The sequence below is a fragment of the Agreia sp. Leaf210 genome, assembly GCF_001421485.1.
GTDB lineage: Bacteria > Actinomycetota > Actinomycetes > Actinomycetales > Microbacteriaceae > Agreia.
The window spans coordinates 277,045-299,299 of the sequence record NZ_LMKK01000002.1 but is presented as its reverse complement, the minus strand read 5'-3'; the positions used below and the strand labels follow the sequence as shown (position 1 = coordinate 299,299).

28 protein-coding genes are annotated in these 22,255 nt (G+C 67.0%); 11 read left to right on the top strand and 17 right to left on the bottom strand.

From position 1 onward, the window contains the following. Window positions 1-8: 8 nt before the first annotated feature. Window positions 9-434 carry a GNAT family N-acetyltransferase gene (locus ASE64_RS07455; RefSeq protein WP_055778277.1) on the top strand — a complete coding sequence of 142 codons (426 nt, stop codon included), beginning with the start codon at window positions 9-11 and terminating at the stop codon, window positions 432-434. A gap of 25 nt (window positions 435-459) precedes the next feature. On the opposite strand, the gene ASE64_RS07450 is transcribed toward ASE64_RS07455, so the two are convergent. Beyond that, window positions 460-726, bottom strand: a complete 267-nt coding sequence (locus ASE64_RS07450; protein WP_326939272.1) for a helix-turn-helix domain-containing protein — start codon at window positions 724-726, stop codon at window positions 460-462. Between the two features lie 58 nt (window positions 727-784). On the opposite strand from ASE64_RS07450, the gene map reads away from it, so the two are divergent. Beyond that, window positions 785-1,555 carry a type I methionyl aminopeptidase gene (map, locus tag ASE64_RS07445; protein ID WP_055778275.1) on the top strand — a complete coding sequence of 257 codons (771 nt, stop codon included), beginning with the start codon at window positions 785-787 and terminating at the stop codon, window positions 1,553-1,555. 19 nt (window positions 1,556-1,574) lie between these two features. Here the strand turns inward: map and ASE64_RS07440 are convergent, their stop codons facing one another. The 4 genes from ASE64_RS07440 to ASE64_RS07425 are packed head-to-tail and all read right to left on the bottom strand — an operon-like array spanning window position 1,575 to window position 3,535. Further along, window positions 1,575-1,925 carry a hypothetical protein gene (locus tag ASE64_RS07440; protein WP_055778272.1) on the bottom strand — a complete coding sequence of 117 codons (351 nt, stop codon included), beginning with the start codon at window positions 1,923-1,925 and terminating at the stop codon, window positions 1,575-1,577. Window positions 1,926-1,927: 2 nt separating this feature from the next. Continuing rightward, window positions 1,928-2,518 carry a YdcF family protein gene (locus tag ASE64_RS07435; RefSeq protein WP_200920150.1) on the bottom strand — a complete coding sequence of 197 codons (591 nt, stop codon included), beginning with the start codon at window positions 2,516-2,518 and terminating at the stop codon, window positions 1,928-1,930. Then, window positions 2,519-2,908: a tautomerase family protein gene (locus ASE64_RS07430; RefSeq protein ID WP_055778269.1), complete on the bottom strand. Its 390-nt coding sequence runs from the start codon at window positions 2,906-2,908 to the stop codon at window positions 2,519-2,521. It lies immediately after the preceding gene. Between the two features lie 9 nt (window positions 2,909-2,917). Continuing rightward, window positions 2,918-3,535 carry an NAD(P)H-dependent oxidoreductase gene (locus tag ASE64_RS07425; protein ID WP_055778266.1) on the bottom strand — a complete coding sequence of 206 codons (618 nt, stop codon included), beginning with the start codon at window positions 3,533-3,535 and terminating at the stop codon, window positions 2,918-2,920. Window positions 3,536-3,564: 29 nt separating this feature from the next. On the opposite strand from ASE64_RS07425, the gene ASE64_RS07420 reads away from it, so the two are divergent. Continuing rightward, a complete protein-coding gene (locus tag ASE64_RS07420) occupies window positions 3,565-4,017 on the top strand; it encodes a GNAT family N-acetyltransferase (RefSeq protein ID WP_055778263.1) in 453 nt (150 codons plus the stop codon). 30 nt (window positions 4,018-4,047) lie between these two features. On the opposite strand, the gene ASE64_RS07415 is transcribed toward ASE64_RS07420, so the two are convergent. Together ASE64_RS07415 and ASE64_RS07410 are read right to left on the bottom strand one after the other, a co-directional pair. After that, window positions 4,048-4,290, bottom strand: coding sequence for a hypothetical protein (locus ASE64_RS07415; protein ID WP_235480531.1), 243 nt, complete (start codon window positions 4,288-4,290; stop codon window positions 4,048-4,050). 74 nt (window positions 4,291-4,364) lie between these two features. Continuing rightward, window positions 4,365-5,282 carry a DUF6578 domain-containing protein gene (locus ASE64_RS07410; protein ID WP_055778257.1) on the bottom strand — a complete coding sequence of 306 codons (918 nt, stop codon included), beginning with the start codon at window positions 5,280-5,282 and terminating at the stop codon, window positions 4,365-4,367. 70 nt (window positions 5,283-5,352) lie between these two features. Here ASE64_RS07410 and ASE64_RS07405 point away from each other — a divergent pair, with 70 nt between their 5' ends. After that, window positions 5,353-5,865, top strand: a complete 513-nt coding sequence (locus tag ASE64_RS07405) for a hypothetical protein (RefSeq protein ID WP_055778255.1) — start codon at window positions 5,353-5,355, stop codon at window positions 5,863-5,865. 3 nt (window positions 5,866-5,868) lie between these two features. On the opposite strand, the gene ASE64_RS07400 is transcribed toward ASE64_RS07405, so the two are convergent. Genes ASE64_RS07400 through ASE64_RS07380 form a run of 5 tightly spaced genes read right to left on the bottom strand, consistent with a single transcriptional unit; the run spans window position 5,869 to window position 11,741 of the window. Further along, a complete protein-coding gene (locus ASE64_RS07400; protein WP_055778251.1) occupies window positions 5,869-6,786 on the bottom strand; it encodes an SMP-30/gluconolactonase/LRE family protein in 918 nt (305 codons plus the stop codon). Beyond that, a complete protein-coding gene (locus ASE64_RS07395; protein WP_055778248.1) occupies window positions 6,783-7,760 on the bottom strand; it encodes a Gfo/Idh/MocA family protein in 978 nt (325 codons plus the stop codon). The genes ASE64_RS07400 and ASE64_RS07395 overlap by 4 nt, the downstream gene beginning before the upstream one ends. 41 nt (window positions 7,761-7,801) lie before the next feature. Beyond that, window positions 7,802-8,590 (bottom strand): hypothetical protein, encoded by a 789-nt coding sequence (locus ASE64_RS07390; RefSeq protein ID WP_055778245.1) that lies wholly within the window; start codon window positions 8,588-8,590, stop codon window positions 7,802-7,804. Window positions 8,591-8,604: 14 nt separating this feature from the next. Continuing rightward, window positions 8,605-10,926 (bottom strand): SDR family oxidoreductase, encoded by a 2,322-nt coding sequence (locus ASE64_RS07385; RefSeq protein WP_235480530.1) that lies wholly within the window; start codon window positions 10,924-10,926, stop codon window positions 8,605-8,607. Further along, window positions 10,923-11,741 carry a hypothetical protein gene (locus ASE64_RS07380; protein WP_055778242.1) on the bottom strand — a complete coding sequence of 273 codons (819 nt, stop codon included), beginning with the start codon at window positions 11,739-11,741 and terminating at the stop codon, window positions 10,923-10,925. The genes ASE64_RS07385 and ASE64_RS07380 overlap by 4 nt, the downstream gene beginning before the upstream one ends. A gap of 71 nt (window positions 11,742-11,812) precedes the next feature. On the opposite strand from ASE64_RS07380, the gene ASE64_RS07375 reads away from it, so the two are divergent. From ASE64_RS07375 to ASE64_RS07360, 4 genes are read left to right on the top strand one after another with little or no spacing between them, the layout of a single operon-like run. Beyond that, window positions 11,813-12,589 carry an SDR family NAD(P)-dependent oxidoreductase gene (locus ASE64_RS07375; RefSeq protein ID WP_055778240.1) on the top strand — a complete coding sequence of 259 codons (777 nt, stop codon included), beginning with the start codon at window positions 11,813-11,815 and terminating at the stop codon, window positions 12,587-12,589. Beyond that, window positions 12,590-13,339 (top strand): lysophospholipid acyltransferase family protein, encoded by a 750-nt coding sequence (locus tag ASE64_RS07370; RefSeq protein WP_055778236.1) that lies wholly within the window; start codon window positions 12,590-12,592, stop codon window positions 13,337-13,339. It abuts the gene before it with no gap. After that, on the top strand, window positions 13,336-15,003 hold the full coding sequence (locus tag ASE64_RS07365; protein WP_055778233.1) for an FAD-binding oxidoreductase: 1,668 nt from the start codon (window positions 13,336-13,338) through the stop codon (window positions 15,001-15,003). The genes ASE64_RS07370 and ASE64_RS07365 overlap by 4 nt, the downstream gene beginning before the upstream one ends. Then, the gene (locus ASE64_RS07360; RefSeq protein WP_055778230.1) at window positions 15,000-15,884 is read left to right on the top strand and encodes an EamA family transporter; all 885 of its coding nucleotides are present in this window, start codon (window positions 15,000-15,002) and stop codon (window positions 15,882-15,884) included. Before ASE64_RS07365 ends, ASE64_RS07360 begins: the two co-directional genes overlap by 4 nt. Here the strand turns inward: ASE64_RS07360 and ASE64_RS07355 are convergent. Together ASE64_RS07355 and ASE64_RS07350 are read right to left on the bottom strand one after the other, a co-directional pair. Then, window positions 15,853-16,527, bottom strand: a complete 675-nt coding sequence (locus ASE64_RS07355; protein ID WP_055778226.1) for a DUF4166 domain-containing protein — start codon at window positions 16,525-16,527, stop codon at window positions 15,853-15,855. The two genes, ASE64_RS07360 and ASE64_RS07355, sit on opposite strands and share 32 nt — an antisense overlap. After that, window positions 16,524-17,171 carry a hypothetical protein gene (locus ASE64_RS07350; protein ID WP_082465978.1) on the bottom strand — a complete coding sequence of 216 codons (648 nt, stop codon included), beginning with the start codon at window positions 17,169-17,171 and terminating at the stop codon, window positions 16,524-16,526. The genes ASE64_RS07355 and ASE64_RS07350 overlap by 4 nt, the downstream gene beginning before the upstream one ends. 77 nt (window positions 17,172-17,248) lie before the next feature. On the opposite strand from ASE64_RS07350, the gene ASE64_RS07345 reads away from it, so the two are divergent. The 3 genes from ASE64_RS07345 (at window position 17,249) to ASE64_RS17645 (ending at window position 18,547) form a co-directional block, all read left to right on the top strand. Then, a complete protein-coding gene (locus ASE64_RS07345) occupies window positions 17,249-17,692 on the top strand; it encodes a nitroreductase family deazaflavin-dependent oxidoreductase (RefSeq protein ID WP_055778223.1) in 444 nt (147 codons plus the stop codon). Further along, window positions 17,689-18,309: a DUF2510 domain-containing protein gene (locus ASE64_RS07340; RefSeq protein WP_055778220.1), complete on the top strand. Its 621-nt coding sequence runs from the start codon at window positions 17,689-17,691 to the stop codon at window positions 18,307-18,309. Before ASE64_RS07345 ends, ASE64_RS07340 begins: the two co-directional genes overlap by 4 nt. A gap of 100 nt (window positions 18,310-18,409) precedes the next feature. Continuing rightward, on the top strand, window positions 18,410-18,547 hold the full coding sequence (locus ASE64_RS17645) for a hypothetical protein (protein ID WP_181035743.1): 138 nt from the start codon (window positions 18,410-18,412) through the stop codon (window positions 18,545-18,547). 8 nt (window positions 18,548-18,555) lie between these two features. Here the strand turns inward: ASE64_RS17645 and ASE64_RS07335 are convergent, their stop codons facing one another. The 3 genes from ASE64_RS07335 to ASE64_RS07325 form a co-directional block, all read right to left on the bottom strand. Further along, window positions 18,556-19,740: a Dyp-type peroxidase gene (locus ASE64_RS07335; RefSeq protein WP_055778218.1), complete on the bottom strand. Its 1,185-nt coding sequence runs from the start codon at window positions 19,738-19,740 to the stop codon at window positions 18,556-18,558. Then, window positions 19,737-21,062 carry a right-handed parallel beta-helix repeat-containing protein gene (locus tag ASE64_RS07330; protein WP_082465977.1) on the bottom strand — a complete coding sequence of 442 codons (1,326 nt, stop codon included), beginning with the start codon at window positions 21,060-21,062 and terminating at the stop codon, window positions 19,737-19,739. The genes ASE64_RS07335 and ASE64_RS07330 overlap by 4 nt, the downstream gene beginning before the upstream one ends. 69 nt (window positions 21,063-21,131) lie before the next feature. Next, window positions 21,132-22,250, bottom strand: a complete 1,119-nt coding sequence (locus tag ASE64_RS07325; protein WP_082465976.1) for a VIT1/CCC1 transporter family protein — start codon at window positions 22,248-22,250, stop codon at window positions 21,132-21,134. Between the last annotated feature and the right edge of the window lie 5 nt (window positions 22,251-22,255).

The following is a 22,255-nucleotide window of genomic DNA, read 5'->3' as shown; positions in this document are numbered from 1 at the left end:
CTCTTGCGATGGACGTGGCCGAGGATTTCACTGTCAGCACCGACCTTGCGCGGATCGACCTCGACACCGTGCATCGATGGCTGTCGACGGACACGTTCTGGGCGAGGGGACGCGCACGGCAGACAGTGCAGCAGGCCGCAGAAGGCTCGATGAATTTCGGCGTCTTCGATCCAGACGGTGAGCTTTGCGCATACGCGCGTGTAGTGACCGACCGGGCCACGTTCGCGTGGGTGTGCGATGTCTACGTGGAGCCTGCCCGCCGCGGGCTGGGGGTCGGTCGACTCGTCGCGGATGCGGTGGTTAATGCTCTCGTGCCGTTGGATCTCACGAGGGTGATGCTGTCGACGCTCGACGCTCATGGGCTGTACGAGCAGGTCGGATTCGTACCCTTCCCAAACCCAGAGAAATTGATGATCCTCGACAACTCTCGCTGACGAGCGTCGTCGGCGCGGAGGGCGATCAGGCCGAGACGGCTTTCTCCGCCTCGTCGACAGCGGCCGCGATCGTATCCAGCGAGATGTCGAGGGCTGCTGCGACCGCCGCCACCGTTGCGAAAGAGGGGGTCAGCAGCCTGCCGGTCTCGATCTTTCGCAGTGTCTCGGGCGAGATGTTCGCTGCAGACGCGACGTTGGCCGCCGGGCGTTCACCGCGTGCCTGCCTCAGGTAGGCGCCGAGACGCCGGCCTCGCGCTATCGCTTCGGGCGAATGGGGCAGGCGAACCATCATGACCACCAGCTTAGCGGTATAGTTATCCTGGTATTTTTATACCGAGAGAGAGTGGCAGATGATCGAGATCTTCGCCCCGTCAGACATTGCACGTGCACGATCGACGGGCGCTGTCGTCGGCAGCATCCTTCGCGAGCTTCGAGACAGAGCGACGGTGGGGGTGAATCTGCTCAGCATCGACGAATGGACACGCGAGCTCATCGCCGCATCGGGTGCTCGGTCCTGCTACGTCGACTACGCTCCATCGTTCGGCGCCGGACCCTTCGGTCACTACATCTGCACCGCGGTCAACGACGCCGTACTTCACGGGATGCCGCACGACTACACGCTCGTCGACGGCGACCTGCTCACTCTCGACCTCGCCGTGATCAAAGACGGCATGGCGGCCGACGCGGCCATCAGCTTCATCGTCGGGCGATCGAGACCGGCCGGTTCCGTCGCGTTGATCGATGCCACGGAGCGGGCTCTCGCAGCCGGTATCGATGCGGCTCGCCCGGGCAATCGGATCGGAGACATCTCCCACGCCATCGGCACGGTGCTCTTCGATGCCGGGTATTCGATCAACGTCGAGTTCGGTGGGCATGGAATCGGCACGGTGATGCACGGTGACCCGCATGTCGCGAACGCCGGCCGGCCGGGGCGAGGATTCACGCTGCGCCCTGGACTGCTTCTCGCTCTCGAGCCGTGGGTCATGGAGGACACAGATGTCTTGGTGACCGACGACGACGGCTGGACTCTGCGCAGCTCGACCGGGTGCAGAACGGCGCACACGGAGCACACGATCGCTATCACCGACGGTGCCGCCGAGATTCTCACGGCCTCGTCATGAGAGAGGCCGGCGCCATCCGTCAGGACAACGGTCGGAGCTGGTCTTCGGTGACCGGAAAGGGGAGCGAGTAGTAGACCTGGGTGGCGCTCATGTCGCCCCAGTCGTCTTTCTTGACACGGATCGCGGAGGGAGACACCTCTGCGATCCGGACACGCAGCCAGGAACCGTCGTCCAGCCGAAACTCGTGCGGGTCAGCGAGGTAGGCGAGCCCGAGTTCGTCGAGCGTCTCCTCTGCCACCATCCAGTCCACAGGATCCGTTCGGTGGCGGCCCAGCAGATCGATGGCGACGAATCCCTCTCCGACCGGTTTCATCCACCCCACGAGTTCACGATCGTCCGATCGACGATGCTCGATCCAGTCGGCGTCCATGGTTAGAGGGTAGCTCTCCACGGCCGCAGAGCCCGGATGCCGCGAACCGCGGCGATCGGCTTCACCAGGGTGATCTCGCCGAAACGGTAGTCTCTCGCCGCCACCAGGCGTTCTGCGACATCGGGCCGCTGCTTCCAGAGGTAGGCGCGTGCTTTCTCGGCGTGCATGCTGTTCGACGCGATCTTCACCGTGTCGAACTCGGCCACGAGGTCGACGACGTTCGCGATGTTCTCCCAGGTTGTGCGGCTGTGTCGGTCGAGAAGGTAGGCGCCGTCGTAGCCGCGCCCGGCGCGGGCGTAGTCGAGCATGAGATCGGCTTCGGGCGTATCGCTTGCGACGCCGCCTCCGCAGAAGACGAGTACTGTCTCGGTCGAGCGGGGGTCGACCGATCGCAGCGCCACGCGCACGCGATACCGATTGAGGTAGTTGGCGCGCGAGCCGCGGTTTCGGCATCCGAGCACCACGATCGCCTGTCTGCCCGGCCCAGACGGCGGATTACCCAGCCTGCGAGTGCTCGCGCCCCAATGCATCCATTCGGCCCAGGCCAGGATGCCAGCAATCGCTGCGGCCGGAACGACGGCGAGGACCCTCATTCAAACGTCGACGCTGTAACCGAGTGCGAGGTCTGCGCCGTTCCGGCCTCGGATGCCCCAGTTCACTCGCGGAGTCTCTGTGATGGTGATCTCGACGCTCTGAGGCGGGATGCCGGCCCCGGTGTCGAAGCGAGCGAAGAGCTCTTCGATGAGAGCGCGTTTCGCCGATTCACTGCGACCCTCGAACATCGAGATCTCGACGATCGTGTAGTTCTCCCCGCGATCCTCGGGATAGATGAAGTCCTCGGCATCGAGAGCGATAAAACGATGGAACCGTTTCTCGGCGGGGTACGCGAGGGCGGACATGATTGCCCCGTGGATCGCGTCGGAGATGGCATTTCGGCGTGCCTTTATGCACTCTCTCCGCGCATAGATGGTGACCTGTGCCATGACACGAGCCTATTGTGCTGGCGTGGTGTCGCCCGGCAACGTCACGCCCTCGATCGTACGCGCGACGGCGGCGATCGCATCGGTGACAGCATGCTCGCGCGCGCTGGCATCGTCGCGTTCGGACTCGTATACGAACGCCGTTGCCCCGCGGCGGCTGCCGCAGTAGTCGATGATCCCGTGCTCGATCTGAGTGCGCAGCGCCTGCTCATAGCCGTGACGTTCGTACACTCCGGCATCGTCACCGGCAATGGGAATGAGATGAACCATCAGCCGGCCGAGATTACGACGCATGCCGTGCTCCGTGTCGACATCGAACGCCCAGCCGTTGACGAAGACGCGGTCGATCCACCCCTTGAGCAACGCGGGCATCGACCACCAATAGACGGGAAAGACCAAGACCAGGTGGTCGGCCTCATCGATTCGCCGCTGTTCGATGGCCACATCGGATGCGACGACACGGCCGGTGCTGTACGTGCGGCGGTCATCGAGAGTGAACCGGGGATCGAATCCTTCCTCTGCCAGATCGGCGACCTCGACCTCGGAGTCGAGCACGTGAGCCAGTCGTCGGGCGACATCGTTGCTCAGCGATTCGGGATCTGGGTGGGCGGTAACGATGAGAGTCTTCACCTCCCTATCCTCCTTCGTAGACTGAACGGGTGCCCGTCGTCTCTCTCGAATCTCCTCGTCGCGACGACGTGCTGACGCTTCTTCAGCAGGCCGACGACTTCGCCTTGTCTTTGTACCCCGTCGAGAATTACCACCGGCTCGACATCGACGGCCTCGAGAAAGCGTCCGTCGGCTTCTACGTCGCGAGAGAGAACGGTGAGGCTCTCGGCACGGCCGCGATCGTCGACAGAGGCGATGGGTCGGCCGAGCTGAAGCGGATGTTCGTCACGGCATCGGCGCGCGGTCTTGGAGTGGGCAGGGCGTTGACGGCTGCAGTCGAAGAGCACGCACGCGCTCGCGGTGTCACTCTGATCCAACTCGAGACGGGCCTGCCTCAGACCGCTGCGATCGCGCTCTATGAGAAGTCGGGCTACCGCGCTATCCCCGCCTTCGGCCCGTACATCGACGACCCGACGAGCTACTGCATGGAGAAGTCGCTCTAGCGAAGAGCGAGCGTGGTCCGCGAGGAAGCCTCAGTGCTCGGGGCAGTGCAACTGCGTGCGCTCTCCCGAACGGTCGATGGTGTGCAGTGCCATCGACATGCCGCACAGTGGGCAGTGCGGGTCGGCCGGGGGAACGTACGGGTCTTCCTTGCGACCGATGCCCACCTGAGCCGGCCCCGTGAATGTATAGACGATGCGGTTGAGGTTGTTGATGAACCCCGGTTTGCCGTCGAACGGATTCATGGGATTGGGCGTGCGGGCCTGCCTGGTCAACTCGGTTCCTCAGGTGCTGAGTGCTGCAATGATTAGTGCCCTAAGTATATCGCGGATGGGGAGCGTTCGGGGTGTCAGGCCCACGCCTCGTAGCCGTGATCGCCAGCCTGAATTCGTGAGCCGATCACGCCGGGCATCATGACGACCCCGTTGCCCATTCGAAGGGGCGCGTACGTCGTCGAGGCCGTCCATGTTCGACCGTCGGCCGATTCGACGACCGTCTCGAACTCGGTCGATTCCTCACCACGGCGCACCTTTTCGTGAACCCGGCCCGCCGCCGCGGCCGCGAGCATCTCGCGCAGCTCGAATGCGTGCTCCACATCGGCATCGAGTGAGAATTGACCTTCGCCCACCTTCACCGAGATGAGGTCGGAGCCGGCATAAGTCGACCGTGCCCACGAGATGCTCGCTCCCTGCGCAGAGAGCGGTTCTATCGTCACGGCCGCGCCCTCCTCGGATTGTTCGATCGTCGCGACCGTCGAGTAGGCGGCGAGCGCGTCATCGGCGATCGTGTCGAGCAGACGACCGAGAGAATCTGCCCTCTGCTGCGCTGCGCGCTCCTGTTCGCGCGCCGCGCGCTCTGCGGCCGCGCGACTCTCGTCGCTCACGACATAGGCAGGCAGCGCCGTATCGTCGTCGAGGTCGATCAGAAGAAGAAGTTCACCGTATCCACCGGTCTCGCGGGCATCGACACCGTCGAGCTCAGCGGACGACGCAATCGCATCTCCTCTTTCGAAGATTGGATGCGGGCCCGGTCTGCGGCGCTGTTCGTAGCTGACGCCGGTAACGCGAGCGACCGTACCGGTCACATCCCATTGCGGTACGTCGGCCGGTGTCTGGCCGTGGTGCTCCTCGGCGAACCGGGCCGGGGCATCCGGTGCGGTCTGGGCGGGGTCGAGCGCGACGATCGAGACCGTCGTCGTCTCGCCCCGCCTGTATGCCTTGCCGCAGCAGTGCTGTTCCCACCCTGAAACCACGACCTCGATGCGCATGTGCCCAGCCTAGAGAAGCCGCGCGAGGGGCGGGCTGCGGCCTGCCTGCGAATCGTCGTAGTCTGCTGGCATGGACGAGACCCCCTCCGAGCAGGTGCGCCGCCTGGTGGCGCGCAGCATCGAGGCGCTCGAGGCGCAGAACGTGCATGACGAGGCCCTCGGGGTGATGCGAGAGCCGCGCGGCTTCTCGGTGTTCAAGACCGCGCCGATGATCGTTCCCGCGGGCCGGGCGTGGAGACTCGGCGTTCTGCTCGTCGACCGCTCGGGCGGCGTCTACGAGACCGGTGACGTGACGCGAGCCATCGAGCCGCTTCGAGCGGTCACCAACAGGTCGGCCGAAGCCGAGGCGCGGCGCGATGACCGCCGGGCTGCGGCTCGCGGCAAGTTTCCCGAGGGCGAGGTCGTGAACCATCGCTACGCCCCGCTCGCACTCGACGACGAGAGCCTGGCCGCCGGATCCGGCCCCCTGGAGGTGCGCGACGGCGCCGTCGTCGTGCACTGGGATCGGTCGAGCCCGGGGCGGGGAGTCTCGACGCTCGATCGCTACCTGGCCGACCGGGTGAGTGTGCTGACCCTCGACTGACTCTCAGCGCTGGATGGCCCCGCGATCGAGGCCGACACCGGGCAGGGGCGCCTCGACCCACGGCGTGGCCGGCAGGCCTCGTGCATCCGGATGCGCGGAGAAGAGGCCGCCCGCGTCGGGCCAGCGCATCCGTTCTGCTTCGTCGAGGTCGCGAGACGCGCTCGTGATGACGAGCTGGTCGAGCGCCGGCCCGGCGAACGCGACGCTCGACGAGTGCGGGGGCGGGATGCTCGCGCCGAGGTCTGCGAGCTCGTCGCCTCGGTCGTCGAAGACGCGAATGCCGTGGCCGCCCCAGATGGCGACCCAGAGCCGGCCCGCGGCATCGATCGTGAGACCGTCTGGATTCACACCCTCATCGAACACGATGAAGGGCTCTCGCTGGCCGACGACGTCTGCGCCATAGCTGCGGCGGTAGATCGTGCGCGCGTCGGTATCGGTGGAGTAGAAGACGGTGCCGTCGGGCGACCAGCCGAGGCCGTTGCTCAGTCCGAGGTCGTCGTCGAGAACCGTCAGCTCGCCGGTGGTCTCGAGGCGAAGCAGAACGTTGTCGTTCGCGTCACCCGAGAGCGCGAGCGACCCCACGACGAGGCGGCCCTGCGGGTCGATCGATCCGTCGTTGAAACGCTGGTGGGCGGGCAGCAGCTCGGACCCGCGGTCGACCGAGCCGTCGGCGTCGACGATCGCCAGGCGTCGGGTCAGCGCCACGAGCATCCGGTCGTCGTCGAGGGGGATGGCGCAGCCCACGTACTCGCCCAGCTCTGTGCGGCGGATCACGGAGATGCGCCCGCGATCGTCGAGCTCGCCGCGCAGCACGAGCCCGGCCTCGATGTCGACCCAGACCAGGGTGTCGGTGGGCCCGTGCCACACCGGTCCCTCGCTCAGAACGTAGTTCGGTGTGCCAGCAGGCTGCGCGTCGATCATCGCGTGCGCTCGAATCCGGCAGCGGCGTAGATCGAGTCGATGGCCTGCATCTGAGCGACGGAATCCTCGCCCTCTGTGAGCAGCTTCTCGCCGCTGGCCAGGCCGTCGACGATCGCGGCGAGCTGATGATCGTAGGTCTCTCGACCGGCGACGGTCCAGTTGCGGACGATGCCGTCGCGCGTCTCGCTGACGTAGTGCCCCTTCGACGGAAAGACCATGTTGTCGACGTGCAGCGTCGCGAGGGTGCCGACCACGTCGAGCGACGAGTTCAGCTCCGTGCCGTCGACCATGCTGCAGGTCATGCGCGCCGTGGCGCCCGAGGCTAAGCGCAGCGAGGCGTCCATGCTGAGATCGGCGCCGAGCGAATTGACCGTCGCCGTCGCATCCAGAACCTCGGGCTCGTCGGCCATCAGCGCCCGCAGCCAGTGCACCGGGTAGCAGCCCAGGTCCATCAGCGATCCGCCGCCCACGGCCGGGTCGTGGCGGATCGACGCGGGATCGAAGGGAATGGATGCGCTGAAATCGGCGTGCGCAGACACGATGTCGCCGAGCCGCCCGGATGCGACGATGCGATCGACCTCCGCGCTGAGCGGGTGGTAGCGATCGTGGAACGCCTCGATGAGCCGCAGACCGGTATCGCTGGCGGCCGTCGTCATCAGCCGGGCCTCCTCGGCCGACATGGCGAAAGGCTTCTCGCAGAGGACGTTTTTGCCGGCCTCAAGGGCGGCGATCGACCAGCGCGCGTGTTCAGACGGAGGCAGGGCGTTGTAGATGAGGTCGACGTCGGGGTCGGCGAGCAGCTGTTCGTATCCTGCGTGGGAGCGTGGGATCGAATGCGCCGAGGCGTATGCGCTCGCCGACGATGCGCTTCTGGATGCGACGGCCGCGATCTCGACATCGTCGCGACGCCGTGCCGGGGTGATGATGGCGTTGGGGGCGATCCCGGCTGCGCCGAGGATTCCGATTCTGAGCATGGAACCAGAGTGCCATGACCCGAGGTCGGCAGGGGAGGGGGCTAGACGCCGAGCGCGTTGAGCGAGTCGTCGACGATCGTGAGCCCTTCGAGGCCGGGAAGTCCGCTGATGGCAGTGTCGATCTTGCGCGCGGCCTTGCGACCCTCGACGCCACCCATGAGATGGCCCATTACGTGCTTCACCTCGTTCTTCTCCATGATGCTGGAGCCGACGGGGGCCCAGAAGTTGCTCAGGGCGAAGCGTGCGAACTTCTGCGCCTTGGTGCTCTTCGCGAGTCGTTCGCGCGCCTGCGACGTGTAGAAGGCCACGTGACGCGCCTCTTGCTTCGCGATGCGCTTCAGCAGCTCGGCGAGCACCGGGTCTTGCTCTAGCGCGGCCATGCGGTTGTACGCGGTGATCGCCGACCACTCGTTGGCGGCGCCCCAGGCCATGTGCACGGCCACGAAGTCGGCTCCGACGACCTTGCCGATCACGGACTGCTTGATCGGGTCGAACTTGTCGCGCCAGCCGAGCTTGAGCCGCTTGGCCTTGAGCTCGTCGAAATCGACGTTGATGCCGTGGATTCCCAGCACCGTGGCGAGGGCCTCGCCGTGCCAGAACTCCTCGCGGTTCCACATGGTCATGAACGCGCCCATCTCCGCCTCTTTGTGAGAGGGCGTGGTGAGCAGGTCGCGGGTGTAGCAGACCGTGTGGTATTCCACATCGGCCATATAACGGAGGGTGCGCAGAGAGCCCTCGGGGAGGGGGTGTTCACGGAAGCGCTCGAGGTCGAGATCGTCCCAGTTCACGCTGACCGAGGTGGCCGTGTATTTGTCTACGTCGAATGCCATGGTGTGAGGAGAGCTTACTCTCCGGTTCCCTTCGCGAATTGCGGCAGTGCGGATGCTCCGCGGGTGCCGCGTTTCCAGTTGTGAATGCTCCATCTTCTTCGGAGCGCCTCGCGAGAAAGATTGGTGTCGGGGTTGATGGCTGTGGGGTTGCCGAGCAGCTGAAGCCAGACCAGGTCGGAGTGGCTGTCGCCGTAGCCGTAGGACTTCGACAGATCCATGCCGTGCGTCTCGGCGTAGCGACGCAGCCACGCTGCGCGCGCCTCGTCTACCAGAGGTGGCTGCGCGAGGTAGCCGGTCAGGATGCCGTCGCGCTCATGCATCGATCCCGCTACGACGTCGTCGAACAGCGCGGCGAGCGGCGAGGCCAGGATGCCGATGGATCCGGTGACCAGTACCGTGCGGTGGCCGGCGGCGCGGTGTTCTTCGATACGCGCGATCGCCGAGGGCATCGTGTGCCGCAGCAGCGTCTCGCGGTAGCCGCCCGACACGACCTTCTCGAGGCGCTTCGCGGGCATGCCGCTGTAGCGGCGAAGGAACGCGCGGATGAACTCGCCGCGGTCGCGGTGTTCGGCCTTCAGATATCCGGGGAGCGAGGTGAGCAGGCTCGCGACCTCGCTGGGCCACGCGGCCTTGCGGAAGCCCGCCGAGCGCACCCAGAGGTACTGCTCGACGATGTTGGAGTCGACGACCGTGCCCTCGAAGTCGAACACGGCGAGGACATCGCTGCGCGTCGGAAGGGCCTTCGCCACCCGCTCGGATGCCGCCGGGCGCAGCGCGAAGGCGCGTGTCAGAGCAGTGATCGACGGGAAGTGCACCTTCTGCAGGTAGTCCTCCCAGTCGATGGCCGTGACATCGAAGCCGATGTCGTCGCGCAGCTCGGCGGGCAGGGCGTTGTGCAGCGCTCGTGTATTGCGGTCGTCGAAGATGATCTCGGTCTGCACATAGGCGCGGTAGAGCTCGACGAAGGTGCGGAGGTTCTCGAGGTCGTCACGACGCTTGAGAGCCTTCTTCACGTGCACGCGACTGCGTTCGGTCGAGGGCAGGCGCTCGAGTGCCCGCTCGAGGCGTGCGTTCCAGACCTCCTGGTTGTGGAGCACGCGATCGACCTTGCGGGTGCCGGGGAAGGTCCAGTACGGAACCTCGATGTGGCCGTCGCTCTCGTGCGGCAGGGGCGTGGCGGTGAAGAACTCGTTCATGTTCGTGAACATGCGGTGGATCGGCAGCGGGTTTCGGGCGCCGGAGCTCACGTGATAATACGCGGCGTCGACCTCGGACTCTGCCGAAGGCGGGTTCGCAGCGACGGCGAGGATGACGTTGACCACGTAGTCGACCGGGATCACGTCGAGCACCGTGTCTGGCAGGGCGGGGAACTGGGTGAGGTTGCCGCGGGCGTAGGCGAGAACCAGGGGATCGGCCACCTTGAAGCCGTCGATCCAACCGGGATACGGGTGTCGCAGAGCGCTCTCGATGATGGCCGGGCGCACGACCGACAGACGGTGACCGGTCTCGCGCCACAGCTCTTCCGCCGCCCGCTCGGCGAACGACTTGGTGAGTGTGTAGACGTCGGTCCAGCCCAGGCTCTGCGCTCGGCTCCGGCCGTAGTCGACGAGCCGCTCGCGCACCCACTCCACGCGTCCGGTCTCGGCTGCGGTGGCAACCGCCTGCGGGCCTTCCTTGCCGTGCACCGCGCGGGCGTCGTTCATGAACGTGCGCAGCGTCTCGGGTTGACGCGATGCCATCTCCACCCGCACCCGGGCATCCCGAGCGGCGGTGAGCTCTGCGCGCCAATCGACCTCGTGCTTGAGTCGACCCTCGGGCACGATGCCCTTGCGCAGGCCGCCCACATAAGCGGTCGAGACGTGCACGACGTGGGGGTCACCGCCGGATTCGGCCAGAGCCGTGTAGAGGGCGATCGCGCCGCCGAGGTTCGTCTCGAAGGCCTGGTCGATGGGCGGGTCGAACGACACGGTCGATGCGCTGTGGATGACGACGTCGAGGTCGGCCGGCAGCGGGGGAACGTTGGCGAGGTCGCCCTCGACGACACGCAGTCGCTCGCGCATCGCGCGTTCGACCTCGTCTTCGCCGACGCGCTCGCGCCACGGACCGAACACGGGCTTGCGCAGCAGCGTGCGCAGACGGTCGTCGGCGGTGGTGCTGCCTTTGGTGCGGATGAGCAGTGAGATCGTGGTCGCCGGATGCGACGAGAGCAGCCGTTCGACGATGGCCTGGCCCACAAAGCCGGTTCCGCCCGTGATGAAGACGTGGGCGTCGCCGAGATCGGAGGACGCCGTCCAGGACAGCGCGTCGTTCACGGTGGTGTCCACCGCGTCGCTCACGATCGAAGCTTCCGGGCGACGGCGTCGCCGGTCTGCGGGGTCAGGCCGGGAAGTTCTGCCACTCTGTGTCCGATCGTGGTTGCGCGCTGAAGTCCGTCGGCACCGCCGAAGACGGTCTGTTCGAAGAAGGTTCGATCTGTGTCGGAGCGATCAACCGCTCCGATCGGCCAGGCGGCGTGAGCGAGTTGGCTGGTCGCCTGCTTCACGGTCTTGGGCGACTCTGCGAGACGTCGTCGCGCCTCTTCGGCGAAGAACGACTCGTGCCGGCTCTTGATGCTGCGAATCGTGCCGAGCGTCACGCTGAGGGTGGGGTGTGCGGCCAGAGCATCGAGCCGTTCGTAGGCCGTGTCCATGACCCATTCGTCGATGAGGCCGGCCGTCATGTGCACACCGGTGAGCGGCACGCCCTGGCCCATGGCGAGGATCGCGCGTCGGATCGGCCCGCGGCGCTCGGCGGACTCGGAGCGATCGGCCCGAGCCGCGCCCTCGTCGCCGACCTGAGCCCCGACGCTGCCGTTCGCCACGAGGATCTGGTCGATCGCGTCTGCGATCCAGAACTTCTCGAAGGCCCAGGTGACGAGAAAGGCGGTGACTCGGGCGTCTTTGTGCGTAGCGGTCACGAGGAGGTTGCGCAGCTGCTCCATGGTGGCGCTCTCGAGGCGACCAAGGTAGCGGAGCAGATGAACCGCGTCGGGAGAGAGCTGCGAGGCCTCGTAGGCCTCGAGCTGGAGCTCGGGGCGCAGAGTGCCGCGAGCCGTTGTGGCGAAAGCCCGCACGTCGAAGCGCGCACGAGAAGCTGCGTCTGTGGATGTCATGAGAGCCCTGCCGACTGGTCGAAAACCTGCGTGCGTAAACGACGCCGTGAAGAGCAGACTAACCTAACCCCATGGCTGTAGCTCTCGTTACGGGAGGAACGTCTGGCATAGGTGCTGCGTTCTCCCGGTCCCTCGCTGCGCAGGGATATGACCTTGTTCTCGTCGCTCGAAGCGTTCCGAGACTGGAGGAGATGGCCGACGAGATCCGCGCGCTGGGTCGATCGGTCGAGATCTTTCCGGCCGACCTCGCCGACCGTGCCGACGTGGCACGCGTCGCCGAGCGTCTCGAAGACCCGTCGAGACCGATCGACATGCTGGTGAACAACGCCGGATTCGGCGTGCACACGTCGTTGATCGACTCCGACGTCTCGGCGCACGATCGCGCGTTCGAGGTCATGTGTCGCGCCGTGCTGGTGCTCTCCGGCGCCGCGGCGCGGGGGATGCTGCCGCGCGGCACGGGCAAGATCGTCAACGTCTCGAGCACCGCGGGTTTCGTGACCATGGGCGCCTACTCGGCGCTGAAGGCGTGGGTCACGTCGTTCACCGAGGGCCTGGCCGTCGAATTGAGCGGCACGGGTATCGGCGTGACGGCGCTCTGCCCGGGCTGGGTGCACACCGAGTTTCACGAGCGCGCCGGAATCAAGGCGTCGAGCATTCCAAACTTCTTGTGGCTCGACGCCGAACAACTTGTCACGGCATGCTTGCGCGACGTCGACCGGGGCAGGGTAATCTCCATACCGACTGTTCGGTACCGAACCCTCATCTGGTTGGCTCGCCACGCACCGAGGAGTGCGATACGCGCAGTCTCCGGGTCGATTTCCTCGAGTCGAAAGAAGCCGGTCACCTAGATGGCTGCAGAAGAAGACGCCCCAGCAGGGCCGGTCAGCGTCGCCCCCGGCGCACGGGATCGTTTCAACTCTCCCGGCGTCGCGGCCGCCCGTTTCGTGGTGCAACGCGGCCTCCTGAAGCCCCTGATCTGGTCGCTCACCCGCGTCACGGTGATCGGCAGGGAGAAGCTCAAAGACCTGTCCGGCGGCTTCGTGGTCGTCGCCAACCACTCCAGTCACCTCGATGCGCCCCTCATCGTCGGCTCCCTTCCCCGCCGGCTCGCACGATATCTGGCCACCGGCGCCGCAGCCGACTACTTCTTCGCGGTGTGGTGGAGGCGCGGCCTCACCGCCCTGTTCTTCAACGCCTTCCCCGTGAAGCGCATGGAATCGAAGGCGAAGTCGATCAGTGCCCGCTCGCTGCTGTCACGCGGCATTCCGATCCTGATCTTTCCCGAGGGAACCCGGTCGAAAGACGGGGAAGTCGGCAACTTCAAGCCGGGAGCCGCTGCGCTCGCGGCCTCGTGCGACGTTCCCACCATTCCGATGGCACTCATCGGCGCTCACGTCGCCCACCCGCGCGGCGCGAACTGGCCCCGTCGGGGCCGCTACCCGGTCGGCGTCGTCTTCGGCGAGCCGCTGCGGCCCATCGCGGGGGAGACCCCGGGCCACTTCGCCGAGCGCACCAAGCAGGAGATCCTGCGCCTGCGCGAGCTGCATTCCGCGACTATCCTTGGCCAGTCCCCACGATCTAGAGGAGCCCTGCAATGAGCGATGTCAAGCACATGAAATGGTGGGGCTGGGGCGTCGACGGCGTCGCATTCCACCACGAGAACAAGCCGGGCTTCGCGCCGTTCGTGAAGAAGAATCTGGGACTCGACCTCACCAAGACCAAGGGCGAGCCGCCGACATTCGCGGACATCGATGTTCCGTTCAGCCGTGCGGCGGAGTCGTTCGTTCTGCTGCTCGCCGGCATCGTCGGTGACGACCACGTCGAAACCGATGACATGTCCCGAGTGGTGCACACGTTCGGCAAGAGCATCCGCGATCTCATCCGTGTTCGCACCAGCGCGTTCCCGCGCGCTGTCGACGTCGTCGTCTACCCGGCCAACGAGGCCGAGGTCCGCCTGATCGTCGATGCGGTCGTCGCTGCCGACGCCGTGCTCATCCCGTTCGGCGGCGGCAGCAACATCGCCGGCAGCCTCGAGCCCCTCGCGAACGAAGAACGCACTGTCGTCTCTCTCGACCTCGGCCGGCTCAATCGGGTCATCGAGGTCGACGCCGAGTCGAGCCTCGCCCGCATCCAGGGCGGCGCCCAGGGGCCCGACCTCGAGGCCGAGCTCAACGCGGCCGGCTGGACCCTCGGACACTTCCCCGACAGCTTCACGCACTCCACGGTGGGCGGCTGGGTGGCGACGCGCTCCTCGGGCATGCAGAGCGACAAGTTCGGCGACATCGCCGACATCGCCAAGGGGCTGCGCGTCGTTCGCCCCGGCGGCGTGCTCGTTCTGCGCGCCCTGCCCAGCACGTCGACCGGGCCCAGCGTGCGCGAGATGATCCTCGGCAGCGAGGGCCGCCTCGGCGTCATCACCGAGGTCACCGTGCAGATCCACCGCATCCCGGCCAAGCGCGAGATCCTCGCCTATCTCTACCCCACATGGGACGCCGGACTCGCCGCCATGCGCGAGATCTCCGAGAGCGACGCGACGCCCTCCATCACCCGCGTCTCCGACGGCAACGAGACGCTGTTCTCGTTCGCCACCTCGAAGAAGAGCAAGGGCTTCTCTGCGCTCGCCACCAAGGGCCTCGGCGTCGTCTTGAAGGCGAAGGGCTGGGACACCGAGAAGATGTGCCTGTCGTTCGTCGGCAATGAGGGCGGCGAAGAGCTCGTGGCGACGAACCAGAAGATCATCGCCGGCATCGTCAAGAAGCACGGCGGCATCACCGTGGGCAAGGGCCCCGGCGTTCTCTACGACCAGAAGAAGTTCGACACCCCGTACATCCGCGACTGGTTCCTCGACTGGGGCGGATCGGCCGACGTCTCGGAGACGGCCGCGCCCTGGGCCAAGCTGCCCGAGCTCTACCGCAACGTGATCGCCAGCGCCAACCACGCGTTCGACGAGATCGGCGTCAAGGGCTGGATCATGGCTCACCTGTCGCACTCCTACACGTCGGGCGCCTGCCTGTACTTCACGTTCGCCTACCTCGACACGGGCGATGCGATCCCCAACTACGACGTCGTGAAGGGTGCGATCCAGCAGGCCTTCATCGATGCCGGCGGAACGCTGTCGCACCACCACGGCGTCGGTCTCGAGCACGCTCCCTGGATGGAGCAGGACATCTCGACCGAGGGCGTCAAGATCATGCGCGGTCTCTTCGGAGCTGTCGATCCCGGTCGCCACTTCAACCCGGGCAAGGTCCTTCTCGACGAATGAGCCGTGCCCGTCTCGGCGGCCCCGTCGGAGCGGCGGGGCTCGTCGTCGCAGGGCTGGCGTGCCAGGAGGTGGGCGCGGCGTTCGCCGTGCTGCTGTTCCCCAGCGTCGGCGCGCTCGGCATGGTCGCGCTGCGGCTCACCTTCTCCGCCCTCATCCTCCTCGCCATCGCGCGGCCGTCGCTGCGTGGCCGCAGCCGCGGCGACTGGATGACGGTGGTGCTGTTCGGCGTGGCCCTTGCCGTCATGAACGGCTTGTTCTACGAGGCCCTGGCGCGCATCCCGCTCGGCGCAGCCGTGACCATCGAGGTTCTCGGGCCGCTCGTGCTCTCGGTCGCCACGAGCCGACGCGCATCCAGTTGGCTCTGGGCGGTTCTCGCCTTTATCGGCGTCTTTCTGCTGGGCCAGGGCAGCTTCGGCGAACTCGACCCCGTGGGGGTGCTCTTCGCCGCCGGCGCGGGAGCGAGCTGGGCCGGCTACATCCTGCTCTCGTCACGCACCGGCAGCCGCTTCGCGCGGCTCGACGGACTCGCGCTGGCCATGGCCATCGGCGCCGTCCTCACGCTACCGCTCGGGCTCGCCACGGCCGGACCCGCCATCGTGCGGCCGGACATCCTGCTTCTCGGCGCGGCCGTCGCCGTTCTGTCGTCGACGATTCCCTACGCGCTCGAGTTGTTCGCCCTTCGCCGCATCCCCTCGTCGAGTTTCGCGATCCTCATGAGCCTGGCCCCCGCGATCGCGGCGCTCGCCGGTGTGGTGCTGCTGGCTCAGCACATCTCGCTCATCGGAGTGCTCGCCATCGCTCTCGTGGTGACCGCGAGCATCGGTGCGGTGCGGAGCGCGGGCCCGGGGGCTACTCCCGTCGCTCGTGCCGAACCGGTTTGAGCCGGGCCGGAGCTTGCACAGCAGGCGGGAAGTCGCAGCTGAAGGTGCCGTCGTAGCCGAAGAGGAAGCCGAACCAGCGGTTGCGTACCTCGAGCTTTATTCGATAGAGCTGCGCCTCGTCGTCGTAGCTCTCGTGCAGCTCGGCGCGACCGCTGAACAGCATCGGAAAACGGAACGCGACAGGGCCCTCGTAGAAGCGCTGGGCGTCTGAGAGAAGGAGCAGGGAGCCGTCGTCGTTCACCGTGAGGTCGAGGTCGACGGCGAGGTGCTGATGCGTGCCGAGGTAGTCGATCACCCGCCCAGCGCGCTCGCTGTAGATCATGGTGGCGTCGAAGCGATGTGGCCGAGGTCCACTGCCATAGCTGCGCACGAACGTGATCGTCTCGCGGCCCAGCGGATCGAGATACGGGTAGTTCTCGACAGTGAAAGGAACATCGGTACCCTGAATCGGCACCAGGATGTTGCGGATGCGCCCGATCCACAGGAACGGGATGGTCCACCAGGGTCCGCGACGGATGCGGCTCATCACCCCCGTTCCCACGCACGCGTAGCCCGCCTCGAGGCCGACGCCGAACCTTTTCTGCATCATCGGGTGCAGCCGCTCGAACTGCTCGCCGAGTGCGAGCGCGAAGACGGCGGTCACTCGTGGGCCAGCCCGGCCAACGACGCCGGGGCCTCGGACATCGCGTCATGGTCGCGAGCAGCGCGCGCTGGGCGAGAGCGGCAGCGCGAGGCCTTCGGCCTCTCGGCCTTCCAGAATGCGGCGGCGGATGCGAGCGGCCAGGATTCCGGTGGCGTTCCGGTCTCTGCCCAGATGCGCAGTCGATCGAAGCTCCACGCGGTCATCCACCACACAACGCGACGCAGGATGATCCGATCGAGCAGTGCTCCGGCCCGACCGGCGAAAGGCACGTAGTCGTAGCCCGTGATGAATGTGGTCGAGCCATCTGCGTTCGGGAGATAGCGCCAGTAGCCACGGCCGGAGGCGAGCGGTGAGAGGGGATCGCGGGTCGAGAAGACGAGTGCGGAGGTGCGGGCGCCGCGAGTTCCCGTGCGCTCGCCGAGGGATACTCCTGTGCCCCGAATGGTGTGGAACGGAAGCCGCCGTTCGTAGCGGAACCGGGAGGGGGAGTCGGCGGCCGCGGACTGCGCGGCTTCGGGTGCGATCACACTGAATCTCAGATCCCAGCGTGAATGCAGCTCCGGGGTCTGCGTCAGGCGCCACACCTCATCGATGTCGGCCCTCATCGTCGACTCGACATACAGTGCGCGGTTCTGCCGAACCATAGCGTGCTCCTTTGGGAATCGTTCCGTCTGCCAGCGTAGTGTCGGTGCAGCAGACCATAGACACGAGGAGAACCCTGATGCCACTGACAGGTGACTACGAGCCGAGCACGTCTGACTGGGCGCGTGAGCAGGTCGAGGAGTACGAGTCGTCGGGTGGCACCCGCGGCACCACCATGCGCGGCATGCCGGTGATCGTGCTCACCTCTGTCGGTGCCAAGTCGGGCAAGCTGCGCAAGACCGCCCTGATGCGGGTGGAGCACGAGAGCGAGTACGCCGTCGTCGCGTCTCTGGGAGGCGCCCCGAAGCATCCTGTCTGGTACTACAACCTGCTCGCCCACCCGCATGTCGAACTGCAAGACGGTGCGGTGAAGAAGGACTACATCGCTCGCGAGGTGACCGACGATGAGAAAGCCGTGTGGTGGGAGCGTGCGGTCGCGGCCTATTCTGACTACGCCGACTACCAGAAGAAGACCGAGCGCGAGATTCCGCTGTTCGTGCTGACCGAGAAGGGCGTCGAATGACGAACCCACCCCGTTTCGACAACGTCCCACCGGCTGCGGGATGGTTCCCGGATCCCTCCGGCGGACCGGGAAGCCGGTGGTGGGACGGCCAGAACTGGACGGAGCACGTCTCCGACCCCACGCTTCAGGCCTACGCTCCGGCCGGAACGCCGCGACGGGTGGCGCAGGGAACGCCGGTGTACACGCCCTTCATCTGGCTGATCACGCTGCTGCCGCTGCTCTCGATCCTCGGGGTCGCCCTGTGGGACACCGATGCCTACATGCGCGTCTCGCTCGACTCGGCGAACGACCCCCTGGGGCAGTTCCGTGACCCGGGGTACCTCCTCGTGCAGGCACTCGGATTCGTCATCTACGGCGTCTCGGTGCTGTTGGCCTACTTCGACTGGAAGACCCTGCACGCGCGCGGATTCGACCGACCGTTCCACTGGGCCTGGACTTTCCTCGGCAGCACCGTGTACATCATCGGCCGAACGGTCGTCGTTCGGCGCCGGGCGGGCGGCGGCGCGATGGTGCCGATCTGGATCACCATCGGCGTCTTCGTTCTGTCGATGATCGTCGTGGTCGTCAAGGTCGTCGACATCATGTCTGCGGCGTTCTCGTACGTGACCTCCTACTGACCGGTCATCCTCCCAAGTCGCCTGGATGGTCGAGCGTGAACACCCGCAGGGCATATCGTCGAGTCAAGGGTCATCCGGGCTCTCGAAACGAGGATGCACCATGGGCGAGAAATCAGCACGCAAGGCCGTCGCCAAGCCGGCAGCACGCTCTCTGAAAGAGAAGCGGGCAGACAAGAAGACGAAGAGCGGTACCGCGAACCACTCCTCCGACGCCGTGACCAACGTCAAGAAGAAGTAGCGTCAGGTTCAGAACCTCAGCGGCGAGCTCGCCGAGAACCCCGGCAGGATCAGGAACGTCGCGCTGCCGGTGGGGGTGGCATACGTCATCAGATCGTCGTTCTCGTCGAGCCGCTGCTGCGTGACGACGAATGTGCGCAGGGTGTTCTGAAAGCAGATGAACGCCAGGCCCGCGTCGGCCTCGCCGTTCGGCAGCAGCCCGTCGTCGAAAGCGTAACCGCGCCGCAGCATCAGCGATGAGCCTGTGAACGACGGATGCGCGGCGCGCGCGTGGCTGCGCAGCGGGGTGATGAATTCGCCCTCCGGCGTCTTCGCGTTCAGGTTGACCTCGCCGTCTTTCGGTCCACCAGACAATGGCGTCCCATCGATGCGTTGGCGGCCGATGACCCGCTCCTGTGCGGGTGTGCCGAGCGCCGCGAAGCGAGCGGTGTCGAGACGCAGCCGCCGGATGACGCATACGGTGCCCGCGCCCAGCGCGGCGTCGGCGGCTCCGATCCAGACATTCTCGGCGAGTTCCTCGTCGCCGTGCGGCACGATCACGCCGTCGAGGAATCCGAAGGGGTTGCGCACCACACCCCGCTCGCCGTGACCGCGGAACAGGCGCTGACGCCAGCGTGGGGTGGCACCCGGCACGAGAGTGAGCAGATCATCGCCCACGGCGGCGAGCACGCTCGGATCGTCGGAGTAGAGCGCGAGCAGAAGGTCTCCGCCGCGGCGGTGCGGTTCGATCGCGTCGTCACCGGCGAATGCGGGAAGATCCTCGGCGCCGGGCAGCGTCGCATCCCGTGCGGCCACGATTCGCGGTCCGAGACCGACGGTGACCGTGAGATCGCCCGGACCGTCGGGCAAGACGTCTGTCGGCGTCGACGTTGTCGTCAGCTCGAGGATCCGCTCGCTGAGCGCGCCGAGCCACGGGGTGTCGGTGCCGTCGAGGTCGCAGACGAGCAGCAGGCCGAAATGCTGAGGAGTCGCGGGCCTGGCTATTCCCGCCTGATACCGACCGGCGGCGGGCACCGGCTGACCGGCCGAGCCCGCGGGCGTGACAGCGGCATCCGGTCTCTGTGTCTCACCCGGCCATGAGCCCGTAGCGGTCAGCGCGCCAGCAGCGCCCGCGGCGCCCGCGCCCACCGCGACGCCGAGCGCGCCGAGGAGTGCGCGCCGGCTGGGACCCGTGCGCGGTTCTGCGTCGGTCATCGCGTGCCCGCGCTGCCGGCCAGCAGCTCCGCGGCGGGGAGCGCGACGCCAGAGGTGTCGAACGAGCCCGCCGGGCCGCTCTTCGGCAGGGCGTCGGGAACAGCGGTCAGGTCGCCGTCGAGGTTCGGCTGAGGCACGGGCCGGCCGACCTTGAGGAACGACACTCCCGCGGGCGCCTGCACCTGGGGCAGGGCCGAGGTGGGCACACCCGCTGAGGCGCCCGCCGAGCAGGAGGCGGCCAGGTCGGCCGGCAGCAGACCGAGGCCGGTGTCGGGGGTGATGCACGTGGTGCTCGTGGGGCTTCGGGGTGCGGCGACGTCGGCGACGTCGACTCCGTTGCCGGAGAGGGCGTTGTCGGTGAGGCGCGTTCCCGTCGTCGCGATGTCCTCGGTGTTCGAGAGCTGCACGCCCGAGACGCTGTTGCCGGCGATGATGTTGCGCTCGAGGGTGTCGCTCTGTGCGCCCGAGAGCCCCACGCCGATGCCGAAGCCGCCCTGCGCCTGGGCGGGCGAGTCGGCGGAGTTGTTGTCTGAGATCACGTTGCCGACCACCGTTGCGCCGCGCTGGGGAACGAAGGCCTCCTGGTACCAGCTGAGCAGGGTGAGGCCCACGCGATTGCCCGAGAACCGGTTGCCGGTGACCACGACGGAGTCGGAGGCGTTCGCGTTCTCGTAGCCGATGGCGTTGCGTTCGGCCACGTTGCCCGAGACGAGGATCGCGCAGTTCTGGCATTGGCCGACGTAGAAGCCGGAATCCGCGGAACCGGAGGCGTAGTTGTTGCTGAGCACGCCGTTCTGCGAGTTGAAGGCGTAGATGCCGTAGAGCCCGTTGTTGCTGGCCGTGACATGGTCGACCTCGAACCGCTGCAGGGGAGGGAACTTCTCGGGGTCGAGCTTCTGGTAGCCCGTGAGGTTGTGGGCCTGGGGGCCGTTCTCGTCGTGCATCCCCGTGACGAGGACGCCGTTGAACGTGTGCCTGGTCACCGTGAGGTTCTGCACGCGAACGCCGTCGGCGATCACCTGGATCCCGTTGGCTCGGAGCCCCTCGCCGTCGATGATCACGCCATCGCGATCGAGCCCGCGCAGGGTGATGTTCTTCGTCGCCACCGTGACCTCTTCGGTGTAGGTGCCGGGCGAGACGAGCACCAGGCCGCCCTCGGGCACCTCGTCGACCGCCTGTTGGATCGTGGCGGCGTCGGCCGGCACGCGCACAGTCGACGACGAGGCGGTCGTGGGGCCGGACGGGCTCCCGTCGACGGCACAGCCGCTGAGGGTGGCGACCAGGGCGAGTGCCAGTACTGCGGGGAGGAAGCGATAACTCACAGAGCGAGTTTATCGTCACAGAGGCGACGATACTGTTCGCCGGCCGCCGCGGTCAGCCCGGAGCGAGTCCTAGACGCCGGTCGTGCCGAAGAGGAGCCCGAGCAGGTACGTGACGGCGGCCGCGCCGTAGCCGATGGCGAGCTGGCGCAGCCCGCGCTTCAGCGGAGAAGCGCCGGAGAGAATGCCCACGATGGCGCCCGTTCCGAGCAGCGCCAGGCCCACGAGCAGGGCGGCTATCAGCACGGCCGGCAGACCTTCGACGCCGAACAGATAGGGCAGAATCGGGATGATCGCACCCGACGCGAAGAAGCAGAAGCTCGACAGGGCCGCGCTCAGTCCCGTGCCGACGGCCTCGTGCTCGTCGCTCTCCGCGTGCACGGCGGGGTCGGCTGTGAGAGCGAGGTCGTGGGTGCGCAGCACCTCGCGCGCGTGCTCCTCTGCCTCTGCCTCGCTCATGCCCCGCGCTCGGTACACGAGTGCGAGCTCATTGGCATCCACGTCGAGGTCGGCGACGGCCGAACGCGCCTCGGGATCGGGAGTCGACGACTCGAGCAACTCGCGCTGTGACCGAACGGAGACGTACTCGCCGGCGCCCATCGACAGGGCACCCGCCAAGAGGCCTGCGATGCCGGTCAGCAGAACGACGTGCGTCGGCACCCCGCTCGCGGAGATTCCGATGACGAGGGCGAGATTCGAGACGAGGCCGTCGTTCGCGCCGAAGACCGCGGCCCTGAACGTTCCCGAGAGACGCATGCGCCCCCGCGTCGCGAGACCTCGCACGACCTCCTGGTGGATGCGCTCGTCTGCGGCCATCGCGGCCGTCGCGTCGGTGTCGGTGTCGTAAGGCGAGCGACCCTCGGCTCTCTGCGCGAGGGCGAGAACGAAGACCGAGCCGAAGCGTCGGGCCAGAAAGCCGAGGATTCGAGTGCGGGTGGCCCCCCGCAGCGTGCGCCCGACGTCATCTCCCAGCAGGCGGCGCCAGTGCTGCTCGTGCCGGGCCTCGGCATCGGCGAGAGCCAGCAGGATCTCGCGTTCCTCGCCCGTGCGTCGCTGGGCCAGGTCGCGGTAGACCGCTGCCTCGAGCTGTTCGTCGGCGAGGTAGCGCCGCCACCGCCGGATGTCGGCGGCACGGGGCGCCGAGGTGGCCGGTTCGGCCGCGACCGGTCGGTCAGGCGCCGATGCGTTCACCGCGG